16 protein-coding genes are annotated in these 16,531 nt (G+C 44.3%); 12 read left to right on the top strand and 4 right to left on the bottom strand.

What is annotated here, in order from left to right; all coding sequences use genetic code 11:
• The first annotated feature begins 751 nt into the window (after nucleotides 1-751).
• The 6 genes from rplM to mpl17 all read left to right on the top strand — a co-directional run bounded on the left by rplM (nucleotide 752) and on the right by mpl17 (nucleotide 6,514).
• On the top strand, nucleotides 752-1,201 hold the full coding sequence (rplM, locus tag CH376_RS21300) for a 50S ribosomal protein L13 (RefSeq protein ID WP_100785816.1): 450 nt from the start codon (nucleotides 752-754) through the stop codon (nucleotides 1,199-1,201).
• Nucleotides 1,202-1,217: 16 nt separating this feature from the next.
• Nucleotides 1,218-1,619 (top strand): 30S ribosomal protein S9, encoded by a 402-nt coding sequence (rpsI, locus tag CH376_RS21305; RefSeq protein WP_100785817.1) that lies wholly within the window; start codon nucleotides 1,218-1,220, stop codon nucleotides 1,617-1,619.
• An 87-nt stretch (nucleotides 1,620-1,706) separates the two neighbouring features.
• A complete protein-coding gene (gene alaS, locus CH376_RS21310; protein ID WP_100785818.1) occupies nucleotides 1,707-4,472 on the top strand; it encodes an alanine--tRNA ligase in 2,766 nt (921 codons plus the stop codon).
• Nucleotides 4,469-4,960, top strand: coding sequence for a YajQ family cyclic di-GMP-binding protein (locus CH376_RS21315; RefSeq protein ID WP_100785819.1), 492 nt, complete (start codon nucleotides 4,469-4,471; stop codon nucleotides 4,958-4,960). Before alaS ends, CH376_RS21315 begins: the two co-directional genes overlap by 4 nt.
• A 458-nt stretch (nucleotides 4,961-5,418) precedes the next feature.
• Nucleotides 5,419-5,988, top strand: a complete 570-nt coding sequence (locus tag CH376_RS21325) for a Uma2 family endonuclease (protein ID WP_100785821.1) — start codon at nucleotides 5,419-5,421, stop codon at nucleotides 5,986-5,988.
• A 130-nt stretch (nucleotides 5,989-6,118) separates the two neighbouring features.
• Nucleotides 6,119-6,514: a cell surface protein MPL17 gene (gene mpl17, locus CH376_RS21330; RefSeq protein WP_100785822.1), complete on the top strand. Its 396-nt coding sequence runs from the start codon at nucleotides 6,119-6,121 to the stop codon at nucleotides 6,512-6,514.
• A gap of 162 nt (nucleotides 6,515-6,676) precedes the next feature.
• Here the strand turns inward: mpl17 and CH376_RS21335 are convergent, their stop codons facing one another.
• From CH376_RS21335 to CH376_RS21355, 4 genes are all read right to left on the bottom strand, one after another.
• Nucleotides 6,677-7,246, bottom strand: a complete 570-nt coding sequence (locus CH376_RS21335) for a GNAT family N-acetyltransferase (RefSeq protein ID WP_165781759.1) — start codon at nucleotides 7,244-7,246, stop codon at nucleotides 6,677-6,679.
• Nucleotides 7,247-7,354: 108 nt separating this feature from the next.
• Nucleotides 7,355-7,846 (bottom strand): hypothetical protein, encoded by a 492-nt coding sequence (locus tag CH376_RS21340; RefSeq protein WP_100785824.1) that lies wholly within the window; start codon nucleotides 7,844-7,846, stop codon nucleotides 7,355-7,357.
• A gap of 589 nt (nucleotides 7,847-8,435) precedes the next feature.
• Entirely contained in the window at nucleotides 8,436-8,867 is a 432-nt protein-coding gene (locus CH376_RS21350) for a lipoprotein (protein ID WP_100785826.1), read from the bottom strand.
• Nucleotides 8,864-9,625: a hypothetical protein gene (locus CH376_RS21355; RefSeq protein WP_100785847.1), complete on the bottom strand. Its 762-nt coding sequence runs from the start codon at nucleotides 9,623-9,625 to the stop codon at nucleotides 8,864-8,866. Before CH376_RS21355 ends, CH376_RS21350 begins: the two co-directional genes overlap by 4 nt.
• A gap of 28 nt (nucleotides 9,626-9,653) precedes the next feature.
• Between CH376_RS21355 and CH376_RS21360 the strand changes: the two genes are divergently transcribed.
• The 6 genes from CH376_RS21360 to CH376_RS21385 are packed head-to-tail and all read left to right on the top strand — an operon-like array spanning nucleotide 9,654 to nucleotide 16,454.
• A complete protein-coding gene (locus CH376_RS21360; protein ID WP_100785827.1) occupies nucleotides 9,654-11,237 on the top strand; it encodes a M16 family metallopeptidase in 1,584 nt (527 codons plus the stop codon).
• Between the two features lie 21 nt (nucleotides 11,238-11,258).
• The gene (locus CH376_RS21365; RefSeq protein ID WP_100785828.1) at nucleotides 11,259-12,695 is read left to right on the top strand and encodes a M16 family metallopeptidase; all 1,437 of its coding nucleotides are present in this window, start codon (nucleotides 11,259-11,261) and stop codon (nucleotides 12,693-12,695) included.
• Complete coding sequence (locus CH376_RS21370; protein WP_100785829.1) at nucleotides 12,695-13,522, top strand: MBL fold metallo-hydrolase; 828 nt, start codon at nucleotides 12,695-12,697, stop codon at nucleotides 13,520-13,522. Before CH376_RS21365 ends, CH376_RS21370 begins: the two co-directional genes overlap by 1 nt.
• Entirely contained in the window at nucleotides 13,519-14,229 is a 711-nt protein-coding gene (locus CH376_RS21375; RefSeq protein WP_100785830.1) for an O-methyltransferase, read from the top strand. The genes CH376_RS21370 and CH376_RS21375 overlap by 4 nt, the downstream gene beginning before the upstream one ends.
• A gap of 54 nt (nucleotides 14,230-14,283) precedes the next feature.
• Complete coding sequence (locus CH376_RS21380; RefSeq protein ID WP_100785831.1) at nucleotides 14,284-15,051, top strand: hypothetical protein; 768 nt, start codon at nucleotides 14,284-14,286, stop codon at nucleotides 15,049-15,051.
• 35 nt (nucleotides 15,052-15,086) lie between these two features.
• Nucleotides 15,087-16,454: an N-acetylmuramoyl-L-alanine amidase CwlD gene (locus CH376_RS21385; RefSeq protein ID WP_243394734.1), complete on the top strand. Its 1,368-nt coding sequence runs from the start codon at nucleotides 15,087-15,089 to the stop codon at nucleotides 16,452-16,454.
• Nucleotides 16,455-16,531 lie beyond the last annotated feature (77 nt).

The following is a 16,531-nucleotide window of genomic DNA, read 5'->3' on the forward strand; positions in this document are numbered from 1 at the left end:
CCATAGGAAGCAGAGGCACTGAGTTCAACGAACGGAAGTGAGAGGCCGCTGCGACCCATAGGAAGCAGAGGCGCTGAGTTCAACGAACGGAAGTGAGAGGCCGCTGCGACCCATAGGAAGCAGAGGCGCTGAGTTCAACGAACGGAAGTGAGAGGCCGCTGCGACCCATAGGAAGCAGAGGCGCTTTAGTTCAACGAACGGAAGTGAGAAATTTCTGAATCTCCTTTCCAGACTTCGCATGGTTCCGACTTTTGATCTGAGAATTCGAATTTGGGAAAGGAATTCACGATTCGAAGAAATGTGAGAGTTCCTACTTTTTGCATCCTTCGTGGAAATGTTTGCACTTTTTGAAAATCCAATCGAATGTGGGAACTCCCCGCTTTGGATCTCAGAAAAGTCCGCCTCTTTTCTGAAAAGTAGGAACTCATACTTTTTTTCCGAGTTTTTCTCAGAAGAAGTTTTCTTTCAAAAAAAATCCTGTGATCGCGATTGACGCGGAAATTCCGAAGGAATTGGAGCAGAAAGCGCAGTCGCGAGCCTTTTTTAGGGAAGTTCTGCGAGCGAATCGCCAAAATTTGAAAAAGGAGATTTCTTCTCTTTCTAAGGTTCCGCAAAAAGTAGGAACTCACACAAATCAGTTGAAAACTAAGAAGAGGCGTTGCTCTAAAACGGCTCCTTTCCGGTACTTTGGCTCTTTTTTCTTGACTTTGGGGGTCAGAACGAAATTCTGGCACCTACAGGACGATTTTTCATGTCAGTATTATCAAAAGCACATAAAACTCCTTCTCTTACGAAAGAAAACGCCGTAAAAGGCTGGTTCGTAGTGGATGCGGAAGGAAAAACCCTCGGAAGACTTGTCTCCGGGATCGCCGCCAGACTTCGCGGGAAACACAAAGCGACTTTTACTCCAAACCAAGATTGTGGAGACAACATCATTGTGATCAATGCTTCCAAAGTGAAAGTTACCGGAAGCAAAGAAACTCAAAAGAAGTATTATCATCACTCTCGTTATCCAGGTGGGATGACCGAAACTACTTTCAAGGATCTCATTGCAAAACAACCGGAAAAGATCATCTACGAGGCCGTTAAGGGAATGCTTCCTAAGAGCAAACTCGGAGACAAAATGCTCACCCACTGTAAAATTTTTCCGGGTGCGGAACACAACCTCCAGGCACAAAAGCCTGTGAAACTGGAAATCTAAGGAGACCGATTTAAGAATGGCACCCGCAGCAAAAGAAATTTGGGCAGTAGGAAGAAGAAAAACCTCCGTAGCCCGCGTAAAAATCAAAGAAGGTTCCGGTAAAATCACCGTAAACCACAAAGATATCAAAGAATATCTTCAAAACCGCAAATCCATCATCGACGAGGCGATTCGTCCTCTCACTCTCCTGAATGTTTCCGATAAGTTCGATCTCAACTTAAACGTTACAGGCGGGGGTATCACCGGACAAGTCGGTGCGATTCGTCATGCACTCGCTAGAGCGATCTGCAGAATCAAACCGGAGTTCCGTCCCGCAGTCAAAAAGGAAGGATTCCTTACTCGGGATCCAAGAATGGTGGAAAGAAAGAAATACGGTCTTCACAAAGCGAGAAGAGGAACACAGTTCTCCAAACGTTAAGTTTCTTTTTCTTTTCATTTCGTTTTTTGAAATGCCTGAATCTCTTTCGTCCGAGAGCTTCAGGCATTTTTTGATTTTAGAGGTATCATGAAACCAAAATCTGTATCGGAAATCAGAGAAATCTTTTTAAACTATTTCAAAGATAAGTCCCATTCCGTAGTTCCTTCTTCTTCCCTTCTTCCGGCCGGAGATCCTACGCTTCTTTTCACGACCGCGGGAATGGTTCAGTTCAAACCCTTTTTTACAGGCGCAGTAGAACTCCCTTATACAAGAGCGACCTCTTGTCAGAAATGCTTGCGGACTACCGACCTCGAAGTCGTAGGACGGACCGAAAGACATTGTACTTTCTTCGAAATGCTCGGAAATTTCAGCTTCGGAGATTATTTCAAAGAGGAAGCGATTGAATACGCGCTCGATTGTTCGGTCAATCACTTAGGATTTGATAAGGAAAAGATCTGGGTCACAGTTTACACAGACGACGACGAAGCCGAAAAGATCTGGCTTTCCAAAGGCATTCCGAAAGAGCGCATAACGCGCCTCGGAAAAAAAGACAATTTCTGGGGACCTGCCGGAGACAGCGGTGCCTGCGGTCCTTGCTCGGAACTCTACTTGGATCGAGGAATCGAAAAGGGCGGACCCGACTGCGCGACCAGCGGAACCTGCAAACCCGGATGCGATTGCGATCGTTTTTTAGAATTTTGGAATATAGTTTTCAACCAATTCAACCAGGACACGGAAGGAAATCTCCATCCTCTCAAACAAACCGGGATCGATACCGGATCCGGACTTGAACGTGTCGCCTTGTTGCTGCAAAACGTGGATTCCGTTTACGATACCGACGAACTTCGTAAAATCATTTCCTTTTACGAAGAATTATCCGGTCTCAAGTATTCTTCCGAAAACAAAACCGCTTTTCGTGTTGTGACCGATCATATTCGCTCGGTTCTCTTTTCGATCGGAGACGGAATCTATCCGGACAGAACAGGTCGGGGCTACGTTATTCGTCGTTTGATCCGTCGTGCGACTCTTTTCGGAAGAAAGTTGAATTTCAACGAACCCTTTCTCTACAAACTCGTGGATAAGGTCATCGAAATCTACAAGGTCCGTTACCCGGAACTCGCAAAAAACGCGGCTTCTCTCAAAAAAACGATTCTCGCGGAAGAGGAACTCTTTCACAAAACTCTCGAACTCGGTCTTGAAAAAATCGAAACCCTCGTTCAAAAGACAAAATCCTCCGCTCAATCCTTTTTCTCCGGAACGGATGCGTTCCTTCTCTACGGAACCTACGGCTTTCCTGCAGAGATGACCGAAGAGATCGTAGCGGAACACGGCCTCTCCTTTGACAAAATCGGTTTTCAAGAAGAATTGGAAAAGGACAGACAATTCTCCAGAGAATCCTGGAAGGTCCACAAGGTTTCCTTGATGACCGGACTCAACGTGGAAAAGACGGAGTTTCTCGGTTATTCTTCCATATCAGAAAAAGGGAATATTACACATTTATTCTATGATAATAAACCGACATCCGTTCTCAAAGAAGGTCAGGCCGGCGCGGTCGTTCTAAACAAAACTCCTTTTTATCCGGAAGGCGGCGGACAGGTTGGCGATACCGGATTTTTACGAAACGGAAAGAACGTCTTCAAGGTTCTCGACACACAAAAGGAAAACGACGTCATCATCCATTTCGGGGAAGTTTTGAGCGGAGAATTCTCCGTCAGTCAAGAACTCGATGCGGAAGTCGAACAACTTCGAAGAGAAAGACTTCGTTTTCACCATTCCGGAACCCACCTCTTAAACGGCGCGCTTCGTAATTTACTCGGAGATCACGTCCTTCAAAAAGGTTCGATCGTTTCTCCCGAATATCTGAGATTCGATTTTTCACATCCTTCCGCTTTGACTCACGACGAAATCCGAAAGATAGAATCCTGGGTCAACGAATCGATACGCAAAGACTTCGGAGTAGAGACCAAAGAACTTGCGATCGACGAAGCAAAGAAAACGGGCGCAGTCGCGACCTTCGGCGAAAAATACGGGGACAAGGTCAGAGTCGTTCAGATGGGAGACGCTTCCGTGGAATTCTGCGGAGGAACACATGTTACGCACACCGGCGAGATCGGATTCTTCTTTATCAAAAAAGAATCTTCTCCGGGAGCGGGAAATCGCCGCATCGAAGGGGTCTGCGGTCCCGCGGTGATCGAGACGTTTCAAAATCGTTTCGCTGAACTTACGGAAACCGTTCAAAATCTAAATCTCAAAATCAAATCGGAGTTAGGCGACGAAGGGAAGAATCTTTGGATCGCCAGTGAAATCCCGGGTCCCACGGAAATCCGGGAAAAACTCGAAAAAGAAGGCGCCACCGCCGTCACATTCTTCCGAGACCTTTCCGAAACGATTGCCGCGAAGATCGAAGAAAATACTTCTCTCTTTCTAAAAGCGAAAAAGTCCTTCGAATCCAGAGACTTCGAAAACAATTCTTCCGTGATCGAATCCGTCTTTACTTCCGCGATCGATACGGGCGCCGGAAAAATTCTTTCGGCGATTTTTGAAGACAAGGATCCGAGTTCTCTGAAAGGACTTTCGGACAATCTCAAGGTGAGAGAAAAAAATCTTCTCGTAATTCTCGGAAGCAAAGGCCCCGAAAGCGCGAGTGTAGTAATCACCTGTTCTCCCGAACTCACTTCCAAAGGAATTCATTGCGGGAATCTCGTGAAAGCCGCCTGTACGGCGTTAGGCGGAAAAGGCGGAGGTAAACCGGACATGGCACAAGGCGGAGGTAAAGAAATACAAAACCTCGATTCTTCGATCGCCGCCGCAGTCGACGAAGCAAAACAAATCTTAAGCGGAGAAAGAGTATGAGCGATCCATCCTTTGACGTAGTTTCCGAAATCAGCAGACCCGAATTGATCAACGCGGTCACTCAGGCCATGGGAGAAATTAAGAATCGTTTTGATTTTAAAGGTTCTAAGTCCGATATCCAGCTCGAAGAGGAGCAATTGATTCTTACTTCGGATAACGAAGGGAAGTTAGAAAGTGTAATCGACGTTTTGGTTTCCAAGATGGCGAAACGCGGAATCGGTCTTAAAAATTTCGATTTCAAATCCAAGATCGAACCTGCGACCGGCGGAACCGTTCGTATGAAAGTCAAGATCAGAAAGGGAATGGAAAAGGAACAAACCAAGGAAGTCACAAGGCTGATCAAGGATTCCAAACTCAAAGTCAACGTAACCATCATGGGAGAATCCGTTCGTGTCGTCGGAAAGAAAAAGGACGACTTGCAGGAAGTGATTCACCTTTTGAAAACTTCCGATCTTCCTTTCGACGTTCAGTTTACGAACTACAAATAAATTTCTTTTTAGCGGTCTTCGTTTCCAAAGACCGCGGTTTTCTTTCGGACGAGAATCCCGTTTCTTACCCAAGGTGAATCAACCCTTCCTTTCGATCGTTTGCCTCATCCAATGAGCACTTTCCTGGATTTTCTTTTCTGAAAACGCAACCGAGTCCAATTCTTTTTTTTGTGTTCCTTTGAAGAACGATCGGATTCGAATTTCTTCTTTTGAAATAGGATTCCTTTTGTTTTGAAAACGAGAAAGGAAGTTCTTGTTCAGACTTTCCTCCCAATGAAAGTTCGTGTGGTAAGGAAACGAAGGATGGAACGCGAAAGAAAAAGTTTCTCGAAATTCTTCCCGACTCCGACGGCTTTCCAAGATTCAGTTGACATTCGATTCCGATTGATACAAAATCTGATTTCTAAAAGAGGTTGAACTGTTCCGGTTTCAAACCCATCTCTGAATGAGTTCTCACTATGCCAATGACCGAAAACAAAACGGATAAAGATCTGGCCAAACTTCCGGAAGGAACCTTGGCGGAGCTTTTGGATGGTGAAATATTTATGGTTCCAGCTCCGATTCCCGAGCATCAAAGGATTTCAGGTGAACTTCATTTTTATTTAATGCAGTTTACCCGAAAAAATCAAAACGGGATTACCCTTGCTTCTCCCATCGACGTCTTTCTCGATGAGCATAATGTCGTTCAACCAGACCTGATTTTTATTTCAAAGGAACGAAGTTCGATCATTCAGAGAACCAGAGTGGAAGGCGCGCCCGATTGGGTTGCGGAAATTCTCTCCGAAGGAAACGCGTATCACGACCTCAAGACAAAGAAGAAACTCTATGAAAGGCACGGAGTTAAGGAATATTGGATCTTGGATCCTATGGAAAGATCGATAGAAATTTTTTCCAATGGAGAATCCGGTTTTCAACTGATTGTTTCGGCGACTTCCGGGTCCATCTCATCCGTTCTTCTCAAGGATTTTTCTGTGGATTTGGAAAGGATCTTCGGCAAGCCGGAATCGATCAGTCAATTTCAAATCTAACTCAATCCCTATAAATTCTAAGAATTTCTTAAGAAATGGGAGCAACAGGTCTCCTTCTCGTATGTCTAAATAGAAAGAGTCGAAGAATTCTTTTCTGAAACAAATCCTCGGGAAGATTGGTCAAACTAGTATGAAAAATAAAGTTCTCGTATGCGTTCTCGTAAGTTGTATCTCCTTTGGGGTCTTTGCCGAAGAGGAAAGTCCGGTGAAATTCAAACTGGAGAAGAGTTTTGGAAATTCTTATCTTTTAAAAATCGTTCACCCTTCGAATTACGGAATTCAGAAAGACGCTCCTCATAAGATTCTTCTCAATGCCGGAAAAGGTGTGAAGGTGGAGAAGGCAAACCTAACGGTCAAAGGCAAAACTTCCGAAAAGAAAAAGGAATACCTATCCTCGGTTGATCCGATTCAACTTACGGTTACCGGAAAAGGCGATTTGGAAATCCACGGGAAAATCTATTACTGCAACTTCGATAAAAATATCTGTATTCCGGGAAAAATTCAACAAGTGGAAATGATCCAGTAATCGTTTCCAAGTACGTAGAGTCGCGTCGTCCTATTCAACCATTGGTGCGACGCGGTTCGGTTCCTGTTTTGTTTCGAACCGGATAGAATTTTGTACGTGAGATTATTTCGGAAGACGGATGTTACGTTTACACAGCCGGGGTCTTAGGGATAGTCTCTCCTCTTACAAGTCCTGGTTCGTTTTCTTTTGAACAAAAGAAATGGATTCATTCTTTCGAAAATTCCATTTTTCGCATGTGATTTCGTATTCGAAGTAGGGTTGTCCTTCTCTTTCGATAGAACGGATTCTTTCTCCTCCCAATTTTTCCAAAGCCTTCTGCGATCTTTTATTACCGACTCCGATATGAAATAGGACGGACCCGATTCCGTTCTGAAAGCAGTGATTTATGAGTAGGGATTTCATCGATTTGTTGAAGAGTCCGCCCCAATATTCCCTTGCAAGGAAAGTATATCCGATTGCAACCGAACGTTCCGAAAGATCGAGATCGTAATACCGCGTATTTCCGATCAACCGACCGGTTTTGTTATTGATCACTACGAAACCGCTTTTCCATTCCACGGCTTCTCGAAAGTAAGGAGTGAAATTTTCCTTAAGAAACCGTTCCCTGCTGGGATGTTGTTCCCAGATAAGCGGGTCGGAAGCGGCCCTATAAAGTTCGTCAAAGTCGCTCTCCCGGACGGGTCGGAGAGTTATCAGTTCGTCCTTTAGGATCGGTTGTAGATCGATATTCATAGCAAGACAATGCATCTCATTCGGGCGATTCTCGTCAATTTCGATCGAATCGGATCGAGGTTTTTTAATACAAAGTCTCCTCGAATGCGCGGCGGGTTTAAACTTCTCTTAAAAGTTGGCGCAATCCTTTTCGACTGCGTTTCCCGAGACGCCGTCCAAGAGATAACAACGATTTGTTTCTAACGTGAATTCGTTTCGTACGATAATTCCGTCGCGGATCGATTTGGAAAAGTCGAAGTCGGTTCGATCCAATAAAGTCCCTTCCGTATCGCTAATTATTTTGTAAACTCCTTGAACCGCTTCGATTCCGAATCTCTCAGACGTTTCACCGGCCTTAAGGGTGAATTCATTTTTTTGTATGCGAACGTTTAGATTTCCTCGATTCGCGGGAGCTTGCATTCTGAAATTTCGATAATCGGAGGCTAACGCGATGAGAACTTCGATCATAGGATCGGGTTCGTTACATATATCGTTTTTGATGTTTGGAGGGAAACGACTGAAATCCGTTTCGCAATTGCAACGCGTAACGCAGTTCAGTGACGCTAAAATTGAAATCCAGAAAAGTATTTTTCCTAAATTACCGTCGACCTGAAAGTTCATAAAAGAAACATAAAATTCTTAACCGTTTTTGATTGTCGATCTTAAAAAGGAGAAATATGAAATGGATAAAATTTAAGGACGATTCTTTTTATACAGTTTATGGAGGAATGTTCTACGGTCGGACTTTAAGTCCGACTGCGAGTAACGTTTCGAGAAAACTTAGAACATGGCCCACTGCCCGGAATCTTAAACTACAAGTCGGATTGATTCTTAAGAAAAAGCTGTCGGAGTTCCGACCATCCCCGTGAAAGTCGCGGGCCCCACCCTGATTGGGTGGTGGAGGCGGGTCCGCGGGAAAAAGTCGGGAGACTTTCCTCTATCAGAGAATTAACTTTTTTGCAAGTACAAAGCCTTGTATGTGGGAACTCCTACAAAAATTCTCCTTTGAATCCTTGATCCTAATAACTTTCCGATTTGCGGGCAAGATTATACAAAACACACAAGTCCAAAAAAACGTCTTTGTAAAATTGAAACGCTTGTATGAGTTCCTACAAATTGCCGAGGACCCGTCTTTCCTGAAGATTTTGGATGTTTTCTGTTTCCAAAAAAGTATGAGTTCCTACTTTCATAGGCTTTGAGAAACAGATTCTTATCTTTTCAGAGAGGACTTTAAACCCGGTGAATTGACCTGAAACAGAAAGTATGTCTTTCCTTGAATGGAACCGGAAGACTTGACGATCTTTCCTTTGGAATCGACCAATTCTTTGATTACGATCTTATCGGAGGAACGGAACGTTTCCCCTTTTTCCGCGATCAATAGATTGACCGCTCTTTTTCGGGCCAGGTCCTGCGCGTTTTCGTGACTTCCTTCCAAAGAAGAGATTACGACTTGAAACGTGTCGCCGTTGATAAATCCTTCTGCGGCTTTGATGTATTCATCTGCGGAGTTTGCGTTCGATTCTTCTTGGACGGTCGTCGTTGTGGATTCTTCCTTTCCATTTTCAACCGGCTTTTTCGCCCCGGAGGAACATTCGATGAAAAATAGAATCGATAATAGAATGCAGAAAAAAACAAGTCTCATTGTGGAGCCTCCGGTTTTTCTTGTTTAGAGATCGGTTGAATTCCCTTTCGCATAACGTTCGCATACAAATCTTTCTGAATATTTCTATAAATGAAAGTACAATTCGCGGGGTCGCTGTAGTCTTCTCGAAAAAGAAACATGGAATTTAAGAACCAAGCAAAGGCTCCTCTATAAACCAAAACATCTTGGTTTAAAAGTTTTGCCTTTTCCTTTTCTCTTTCCGCCGCCTTGGGATCGGGATTCGCGGAAGGGCCTGTCGAGGGACCGTAAGGATTGGAAGACTGAGTCGTCGAGTTAGTAGAAGAGCCTGAGACGGCGACTCCTCCGGGAGTCGTGCTGACCGAAGTTGTATTCGTGATTTGAGAAGGAAGAGTCGGGTTCGTGTTGTTGTTTGCAAGATCCGGTTGGATTGATCCGAAAAGCCGATCGCTCTCTCTTATTTCGGTAATCAGAATCGAAACCGCCATCTCGTCCCTTTTTGTTTCCGCGACCTTTCTGCACTGGTTTCGAAGTTCTTGAATTCCGGCGTCTTTGGATGGAAGAGGGACCTTGACAAGAATCTGAAAAAATTCTCGGGAAATAAAACCCGTGTCCTTGACGTTTTCCAAAACCTTCTGTCTGTATTCCGGATCCGCGGGAACGCAGGAAAAGAAGAATAGAATCGCGATTCCTAAAAACAAATGGTAAGACCGCATGAGACAATCATTTCGAATTCGGGAGTAAAAGGAAGCAGGATTTTTTGGTGAACTTCTGGACACCAGGTCCCGAAGAGGAAAGACTGTAAGCATGAGTTTCAAAAAACCGATCCTTAAACCTCGTTTGATTTTTGGAATCTGTCTCTTCGTTTCCTTCGGATCTATTTTCGCGGACGGCTCCGTTTTCTCCGGACTCAAAAAGTCCTTAGAAGAAAAAACGAGAACCTTTCAGATGGAAAACGGATTGAGAGTTCTTATGATGAAGCGGGAAGATTCTCCCACGATCGCGGTCTATTCCAAATTTTTAGTGGGCTCCGCCGATGAAACTCCCGAGATCGCGGGAACGGCTCATCTCTTGGAGCACATGCTCTTTAAGGGAACGAAAAATATCGGAACCACAAACTTCGAAAAAGAAAAACCTTATCTGGATCAAATCGCGGTCTGGGGAAAACGTTTGGACGAACTTCGCATCCAAGAAGCGGAGATGAAAGCGAAGGGGGAAGAACCTTCGGCGGAATTTAAGAATCGAATCGAAACACTACGAAAACGTTTCGCCGTTCTTCTTGAATTGCATCGTAAGTTTGTGGTCTCCAACGAAGACAATTATATTTATTCTCGAAACGGAGGTGTCGGCTTCAACGCTTACACATCGAACGACGTTACGAACTATCAGATTCTTCTTCCCGCAAATCGATTGGAGATCTGGGCCAAACTGGAATCCGATCGGCTCAAAGATCCTATATTAAGAGAATATTATACGGAAAGGGAAGTCGTCTTGGAAGAAAGAAGAATGCGCGTGGAAAACAGAGGTATGGGAATTCTTCGCGAAAAATATATGGACGCGGCGTTCCCGGAAGATCATCCGTATCGGATGCCGGTCATCGGTTACGAAAAAAATCTCGGGTTTTTAGATCTCGAGAAAACTCAAAACTTTTTTAAGAATTACTACGATCCTCAGAGAATGGTGATTGCGGTCGTAGGATCTTTGGACTTCGAAAAGACGGAGACGATTCTCAGGACTTATTTCGGAGATTTGAAAAAGGGAAAACCGGTTCCTCCGAAAAAAATTCCGGACGCAGGATTTGCGGGGCCTAAGTTCGTTTCGGTGACTCATCCGAGTAATCCTTCGAAAATTATCGGATTCAATAAACCGACATTCCCTCATCCGGACGACGCGGTCTTCGGAATCATCGACACTCTTCTCGCGGAAGGAGAATCGGGACGCCTTTTTAAAAGGTTGGTCTTAGAGGAACAGATTGCTCAGGGAGTTTCCTGTTGGAACGGGGATCCGGGGGATCGGCTTTCCAACCTATTTTCGATCTATATCACGAACAACCAAAACGCGGATCAGAGAAAGGTGGAGAATGTGGTCCAAGAAGAATTGGATCGTCTAAAAACCGAACCTATCACGGAGGAGGAACTCTTCCGAATCAAAAATCAAATCCTCGGAAGTTATCTGAGAGGTCTGGACGACAATGGAAAACTCGCGGACGTTCTTTCCCTCTTTCAGCTCCTCTACGGCGATTGGAAGGAACTCCTGAGAGGATACGAAGAGTTGGACGCAGTCACTCCCGAAGACGTGCAGAGGGTGGCGCGCAAATATTTCGTTCTCGAAAACAGAACGATCGCCGACCTCAATCCTCCGGTCAAAGAAACAAAAATTTCGGGAAAATAGGACTCTAACCAAAACAAATTCATGAAACCTTATATTCAAAAATTATACTATTTCCTGCTCGTGTCGATCGCGTTCGTTTCTCCGATTTCTTCGGCGCCGGGCGATTTCGTTAAAAACGTAAAAATCCCTCCCTTGAGTTTCGAGTTTCCGGAGGTGCAGACTTTTTCTTCCGGAAAAGGAACCGAGGTTCTCTTTTTACCCGGAGAGGAATTTCCGCTTCGAAATCTTGAAATTCATATCTATTCCGGTATTCTTTCAAACCCGGAGTTGCGGCCCGAAATCCCCGAACTCTTCGTGGAAGCATGGAAACACAGCGGAACCGCTTCCGCGCCCGGAAGCAAATTTATCGAAACCCTAGAAGGTTACGGAGCCAAACTCGATACGGACGCCAATTCGGACAAAATCGTTTTGACGGTCTCTTATCTTTCACGATTTGAAAAAGAAATTCTTCCTCTTTTGAAAGAATTTATTTCCAATCCTTTGTTAAACGAAGAGGGTTTTTCGGTCGCTAAATTAAAACTCGAGGAAGCGATCAAACGTAGAAACGATAAACTTCCCGATATCGCTTATCGTAAAACGGCGGAGTTGGTCTACAAAGGGACGGTCCTCGGTAAAAGCGCCGAGTTGGATTCTCTTTCTAAAATCAATTCCTCCGATCTCAAAGATTATTTCGACAACGTAGTTTCCGTTTCTTGGAGAGCGGTTCTGCTTACCGGAGACTTGGAAAAAAAGGAAGCGGAACCTTTGATCGCTTCTTTGCTTCCGGATCGAGCGGTCGTAAGAGAGGACAAAAAACTTCTCGTGAGCACGCAAAGTTTAAAGAAGAATTTCGATTCTCTTCCCTATCAGATTTTAAGCGTGGAGAAGGACGCGACTCAGAGCCTCGTTCTTATGGCCGGAATTCTTCCGCCGCACCGGGATCCGGATTTTTACGCGATTCAACTCGTGAATTACATCGTCGGCGGCGGAGGTTTTAGTTCTTATTTTATGCAAAAGATCCGCTCGGACCGAGGCCTTGCGTATTCCTCCAGCAGCGCTACGTATTTTGAAAAGGATTACGGAGTCGTTTATTTCACGACTCAGACGAAAACTTCCACGACCAAGGAAGTTTACGATCTGATGAGGGAAATATTAAGCGAAGAGACGATTTCTAAGATCACCGAACAGGAACTCGAAACAGCAAAACAATCGATCGTAAATCGATTTATATTTCAGTTCGCCGATAAGATGGGAATCCTTCACAACACTCTTCGTTTCCGAGAACACAACATGTCTTCGGATTATTTAAAAAACTATCGGGATAAAATTCAGGCAGTCACTCTTTCCGATCTCAAAAGGGTCGGAAAAAAATACTTCGTAAGTTCCGGAGTCAAGACGATTCTCACTGGTCCGAAAGATATTACGAAAGGAATCAAGGAAACGATCAAGACGGTCGCTCCGGAAGAAAGGATTCCCTAGTGTATTGCAAGTTTCAGCATAAACAATATCAGTTTGAGGGGATTTCGGAAGGCGGGATTCGAACGTCGATCTATCTTCCTTCCTTGAGTCTGATGTTCGATATTGGCGCGCAAAATCCGAATCGAATCCACCTCGACAATCTTCTGTTGACTCATTCTCATTTGGATCATTCTGCGGGACTTCCGTATTACATTTCTCAAAGATCGCTGCGTAAACTCAAACCCCCTAAAATTTTTGTTCCGCCCGCTTTGGAGGAACCGCTGAGAAAGATCCTAGATCTGTATTCCCAGATCGAAGACTTCCCGTACAATTACGATCTGAGAGCGGTGGCTCCGGGCGAAAAAGTGAATCTGGATCCGACTCATTTTTTTTCCCCTCATAAAACGTTTCATCGTGTTCCTTCCCAAGGTTATACGATCTACGAGAAAAGAAAAAAACTAAAAAAAGAATTTCAATCTCTTCCGCAACACGAGTTGAACAAGGTTCTGAAGGAGAATCGTGAAGTTTCGGAAATGAGTTCCATTCCTGTGATCAGTTTCTCCGGCGATACGAAGATTGAATACGTATTGGAAAGCGAGGACGTAGCTAATTCAAGTATTCTATTTATTGAATGTACTTATATCGATCAGGAACGAAACGTGGAACGCGCGCGAGAATGGGGACATATCCATCTGGACGAAATTCTTGAAAATCTTTCTTCCTTTAAAAACGAAAAAATAGTCCTAATTCATTTTTCGAAACGTTATCCGACACCGTATATTAGGAAAGTGTTGGCGGATAAAATTCCGGACGATCAAAAAGACAGATTTCATCTTTTTATCCCATGAGCAAAGGAAGTCCTCCGGGAAAATACGGGACCTCCGTGTTTCTGGAAGGTCTGGAAGAAAGGATCGATTCGGAACTGATTCCCCGTCCGATTGCGATTTTATACCGGATGGAAGAGGACGCCGCCGCCCAAGGAGTTCCCGTACTGACGCCCGCTTCCGGCGCCGTCCTCAAACATTTAGTGGAAGTCGAACAGCCGGAAGAAATTTTGGAGTTGGGAACCGGTTATGGGATTTCGCTTTTTTGGATGGCGAGCGGATTAAAAAGAATTGCGAAAGTCGTTTCATTGGAAAGGGAGATCTATTATATCGCAAAGGTTCGCTCTTATCTCGAACAACATCCCTTCGGCGATTTGGAGATTCACCTCCTCAAAACACATTGCCTTCAGTATCTAAAGGAAGCAAACGAAAATAACGTAGAGGAATGGAAGGGAAAATTCGTTTTTATAGATTGTGATAAGGTCCTTTATCCGGAAATTTTTCGTATCCTAAAAAATTTACGACCGGACGTCGCTGTGTTCGATAACGTTCTTTGGCACGGAAGAATTTTCGATCCGGAAAGACAGGCTCCTTCGGATAAAGCCGTTCGGGAATTTTGGGAGGAAGTGAAAGCCTCCGAACTTTCCTATACTCTTTTTCCAGCTGGAGACGGCTTGCTCCAAATTCGTTTTCGAGAGAAGAATGGATCGAAGTCGGGAAACAATCTCTAAAAATACTAGTTGCGTTTTAAAACGCTGTGCTATACTTCCGCGTAGGAGATTCGCATGTCATTAAAAAGTTTCCAGGTTTCAATCGCCATATTCTTATTTGCTTCGGTTTCGATTTCGGCTCAGTCCGGACCGGCTAAAGAAGACGAAAAGGGGAGCGAACTCGCGAGCGCCGCGAACGATCCGAAATACCAAGGCGACTATTTGGAAGAATTTCATTATGCAAGAACTTTGGATTCAGTGAAAGAGAAGGTAAAAAACGATATTCACGCTCTTGCGACCGTGACAAAAAACTTCGGATCCAGCGTGCAGGGTTCCAATGAGGAATTAAACACAATCTGGAAACAATACAACGATGCACTGCATTATTATTATAGAAGACAATACGTGATCGCGGGACGAAAGATGCGCGAGACGAGCGAGAGCGTCGACAAACTTTATAATAAATTTTCGGATCAATACAACAAGAGAACGGACCAACTCTTGGGAGAGTGTGCGGATACGATCGTAAGCGTGGAACAAACACAGAACGGACTTACTCCCTCGGCTTCCGCGAGAAGTCGCGAGATCTCCGCCAATCACCATAAACTTCAGATCGCCTATTATCAGATGATCCAAGCGGATAGGATGCGGAAGGATTCGAGATATAAGGATTCTCTCATTCATTTCCGTTTAGCAAAAGAATACGGAATTTCCATTCTGAGCAAACTAAAGGCGGAAGAAGAAAGTAAAAATATCCGCGAAAAATATAAAGTGGACCTGAGCGATAATCGAAATATGGTGTTCTCAGAAAACTCAGACAATAAGGATCCGCAGAAAAAATAGTGAGGCGACCGAAAAAACTTTCCTTCTTTGCAAATATAATTCTTATATCGATTCTTCTCTCGGGCGCGGTCGCAGAGGCCGGGCCTGAAAAAAAAGAAGAACTTGATTCCACCGTCCAATCTCCCGTTAAGACTTTTAAGGTAGTGATCGATCCCGGACACGGGGGCGTCGATCTCAAACCGAAAGAAGATCACGGAGATAAATACGATCCCATCTCGGATAAATATCTCGAACTCTATAAGTCAGGTGCGTCTTCCAGAGGAAGAAAGGAACGCGTCGTCGTATTAGAACTTGCTAAAGAACTAAAAGAGATCCTCGATCTTACAAGAACCGAGGACGGTTTTGAAACTTTCAAATCATACATGAAGACCTTTACCAACGAGGATATTCCTTGGATTAAGATCGACTCGGTGATGACGAGAAGCGGAAACGCGGAGGAAAGAGAATATTCCGCAAGCGAAGACCCGAACGCTCCTTATCGTCTTTTCGATTACCCGGATAAAAAAACGAAAAAGATTAAGCTGGGAAGAATTTCGTTTATCAATCAGGAAAAACCGAACCTGGTCGTTTCTCTTCATCTCAATCCTAGTTATAAAGAACATCCGGGGGGAATGGCTGCCGTTCTTTCTCCGTCTTACAGAACTTTTTACGTTCTGAAAGGAATTTCCGAAGGTAAATACGCCGATAAAAAGTTCAACGATTCGCCTTGGAGTCATTGGATGATTTTTAAAGAAGGCTGGTCTCGTTTGGAAAACGCAGTCGCAGACGCTTGGATTTATTTTCACGGATATTGGCCGAATAAACGAGGTAAAAAAACGGATCTTTCCGCATTTGAAGGTTATCGGCAGAATATGATTACTTGGAAATACAAGGATCTACCGGGTTGGGAAGAATTGGCAAAAGTCGGAGGCAAAGGTCCTTACGCAAAATCCCATAAGAGTTTTTCCGCAGAAGGAAAATTTTGGGAAAGAGAAAAAGCCGAACCAGAACTCTGGAGAAGAGAGGATGGGAGAGAAGGGTTCGGAGGAGACAATCATTACGCTTCTGCGGAGCTTATGAGATTTGTTCAATACGGTCTGCGTAAAAGAAGCGGGGATGAAGATTCTCCGGAGCCGGGTCCGATCAACAAACCTTATCTTTCCACGTATGCGTTACCCACCTTTATCAACGCCATCTCAGCTTATTTAGAAATCGGTTATATAGATAAGGAAAAAGACATGATCCTTATGACGAAACGAAGAAAGGACGTTGCAATTTCTCTCGCCGCCGGAATTTATTCTTTAGCTCAGGGAATAAAAATTAAACACCAAGAGTATCCCTACGTCCCGGTAGGCAAGAAGATCAACTGGTCGCGATACGAAAAATGGAAAGACGGAAACTACTTTCAAATCGTAAGCGAATAAGAATCCTTTTCTTACATTCCACACCCTGCAAAAAGCGGAACCCATCCATTCCTCCGGAATGTCTTGGGTCCCACGTT

This window comes from Leptospira adleri (assembly GCF_002811985.1).
In the GTDB taxonomy this organism is placed as follows: Bacteria; Spirochaetota; Leptospiria; order Leptospirales; family Leptospiraceae; genus Leptospira; species Leptospira adleri.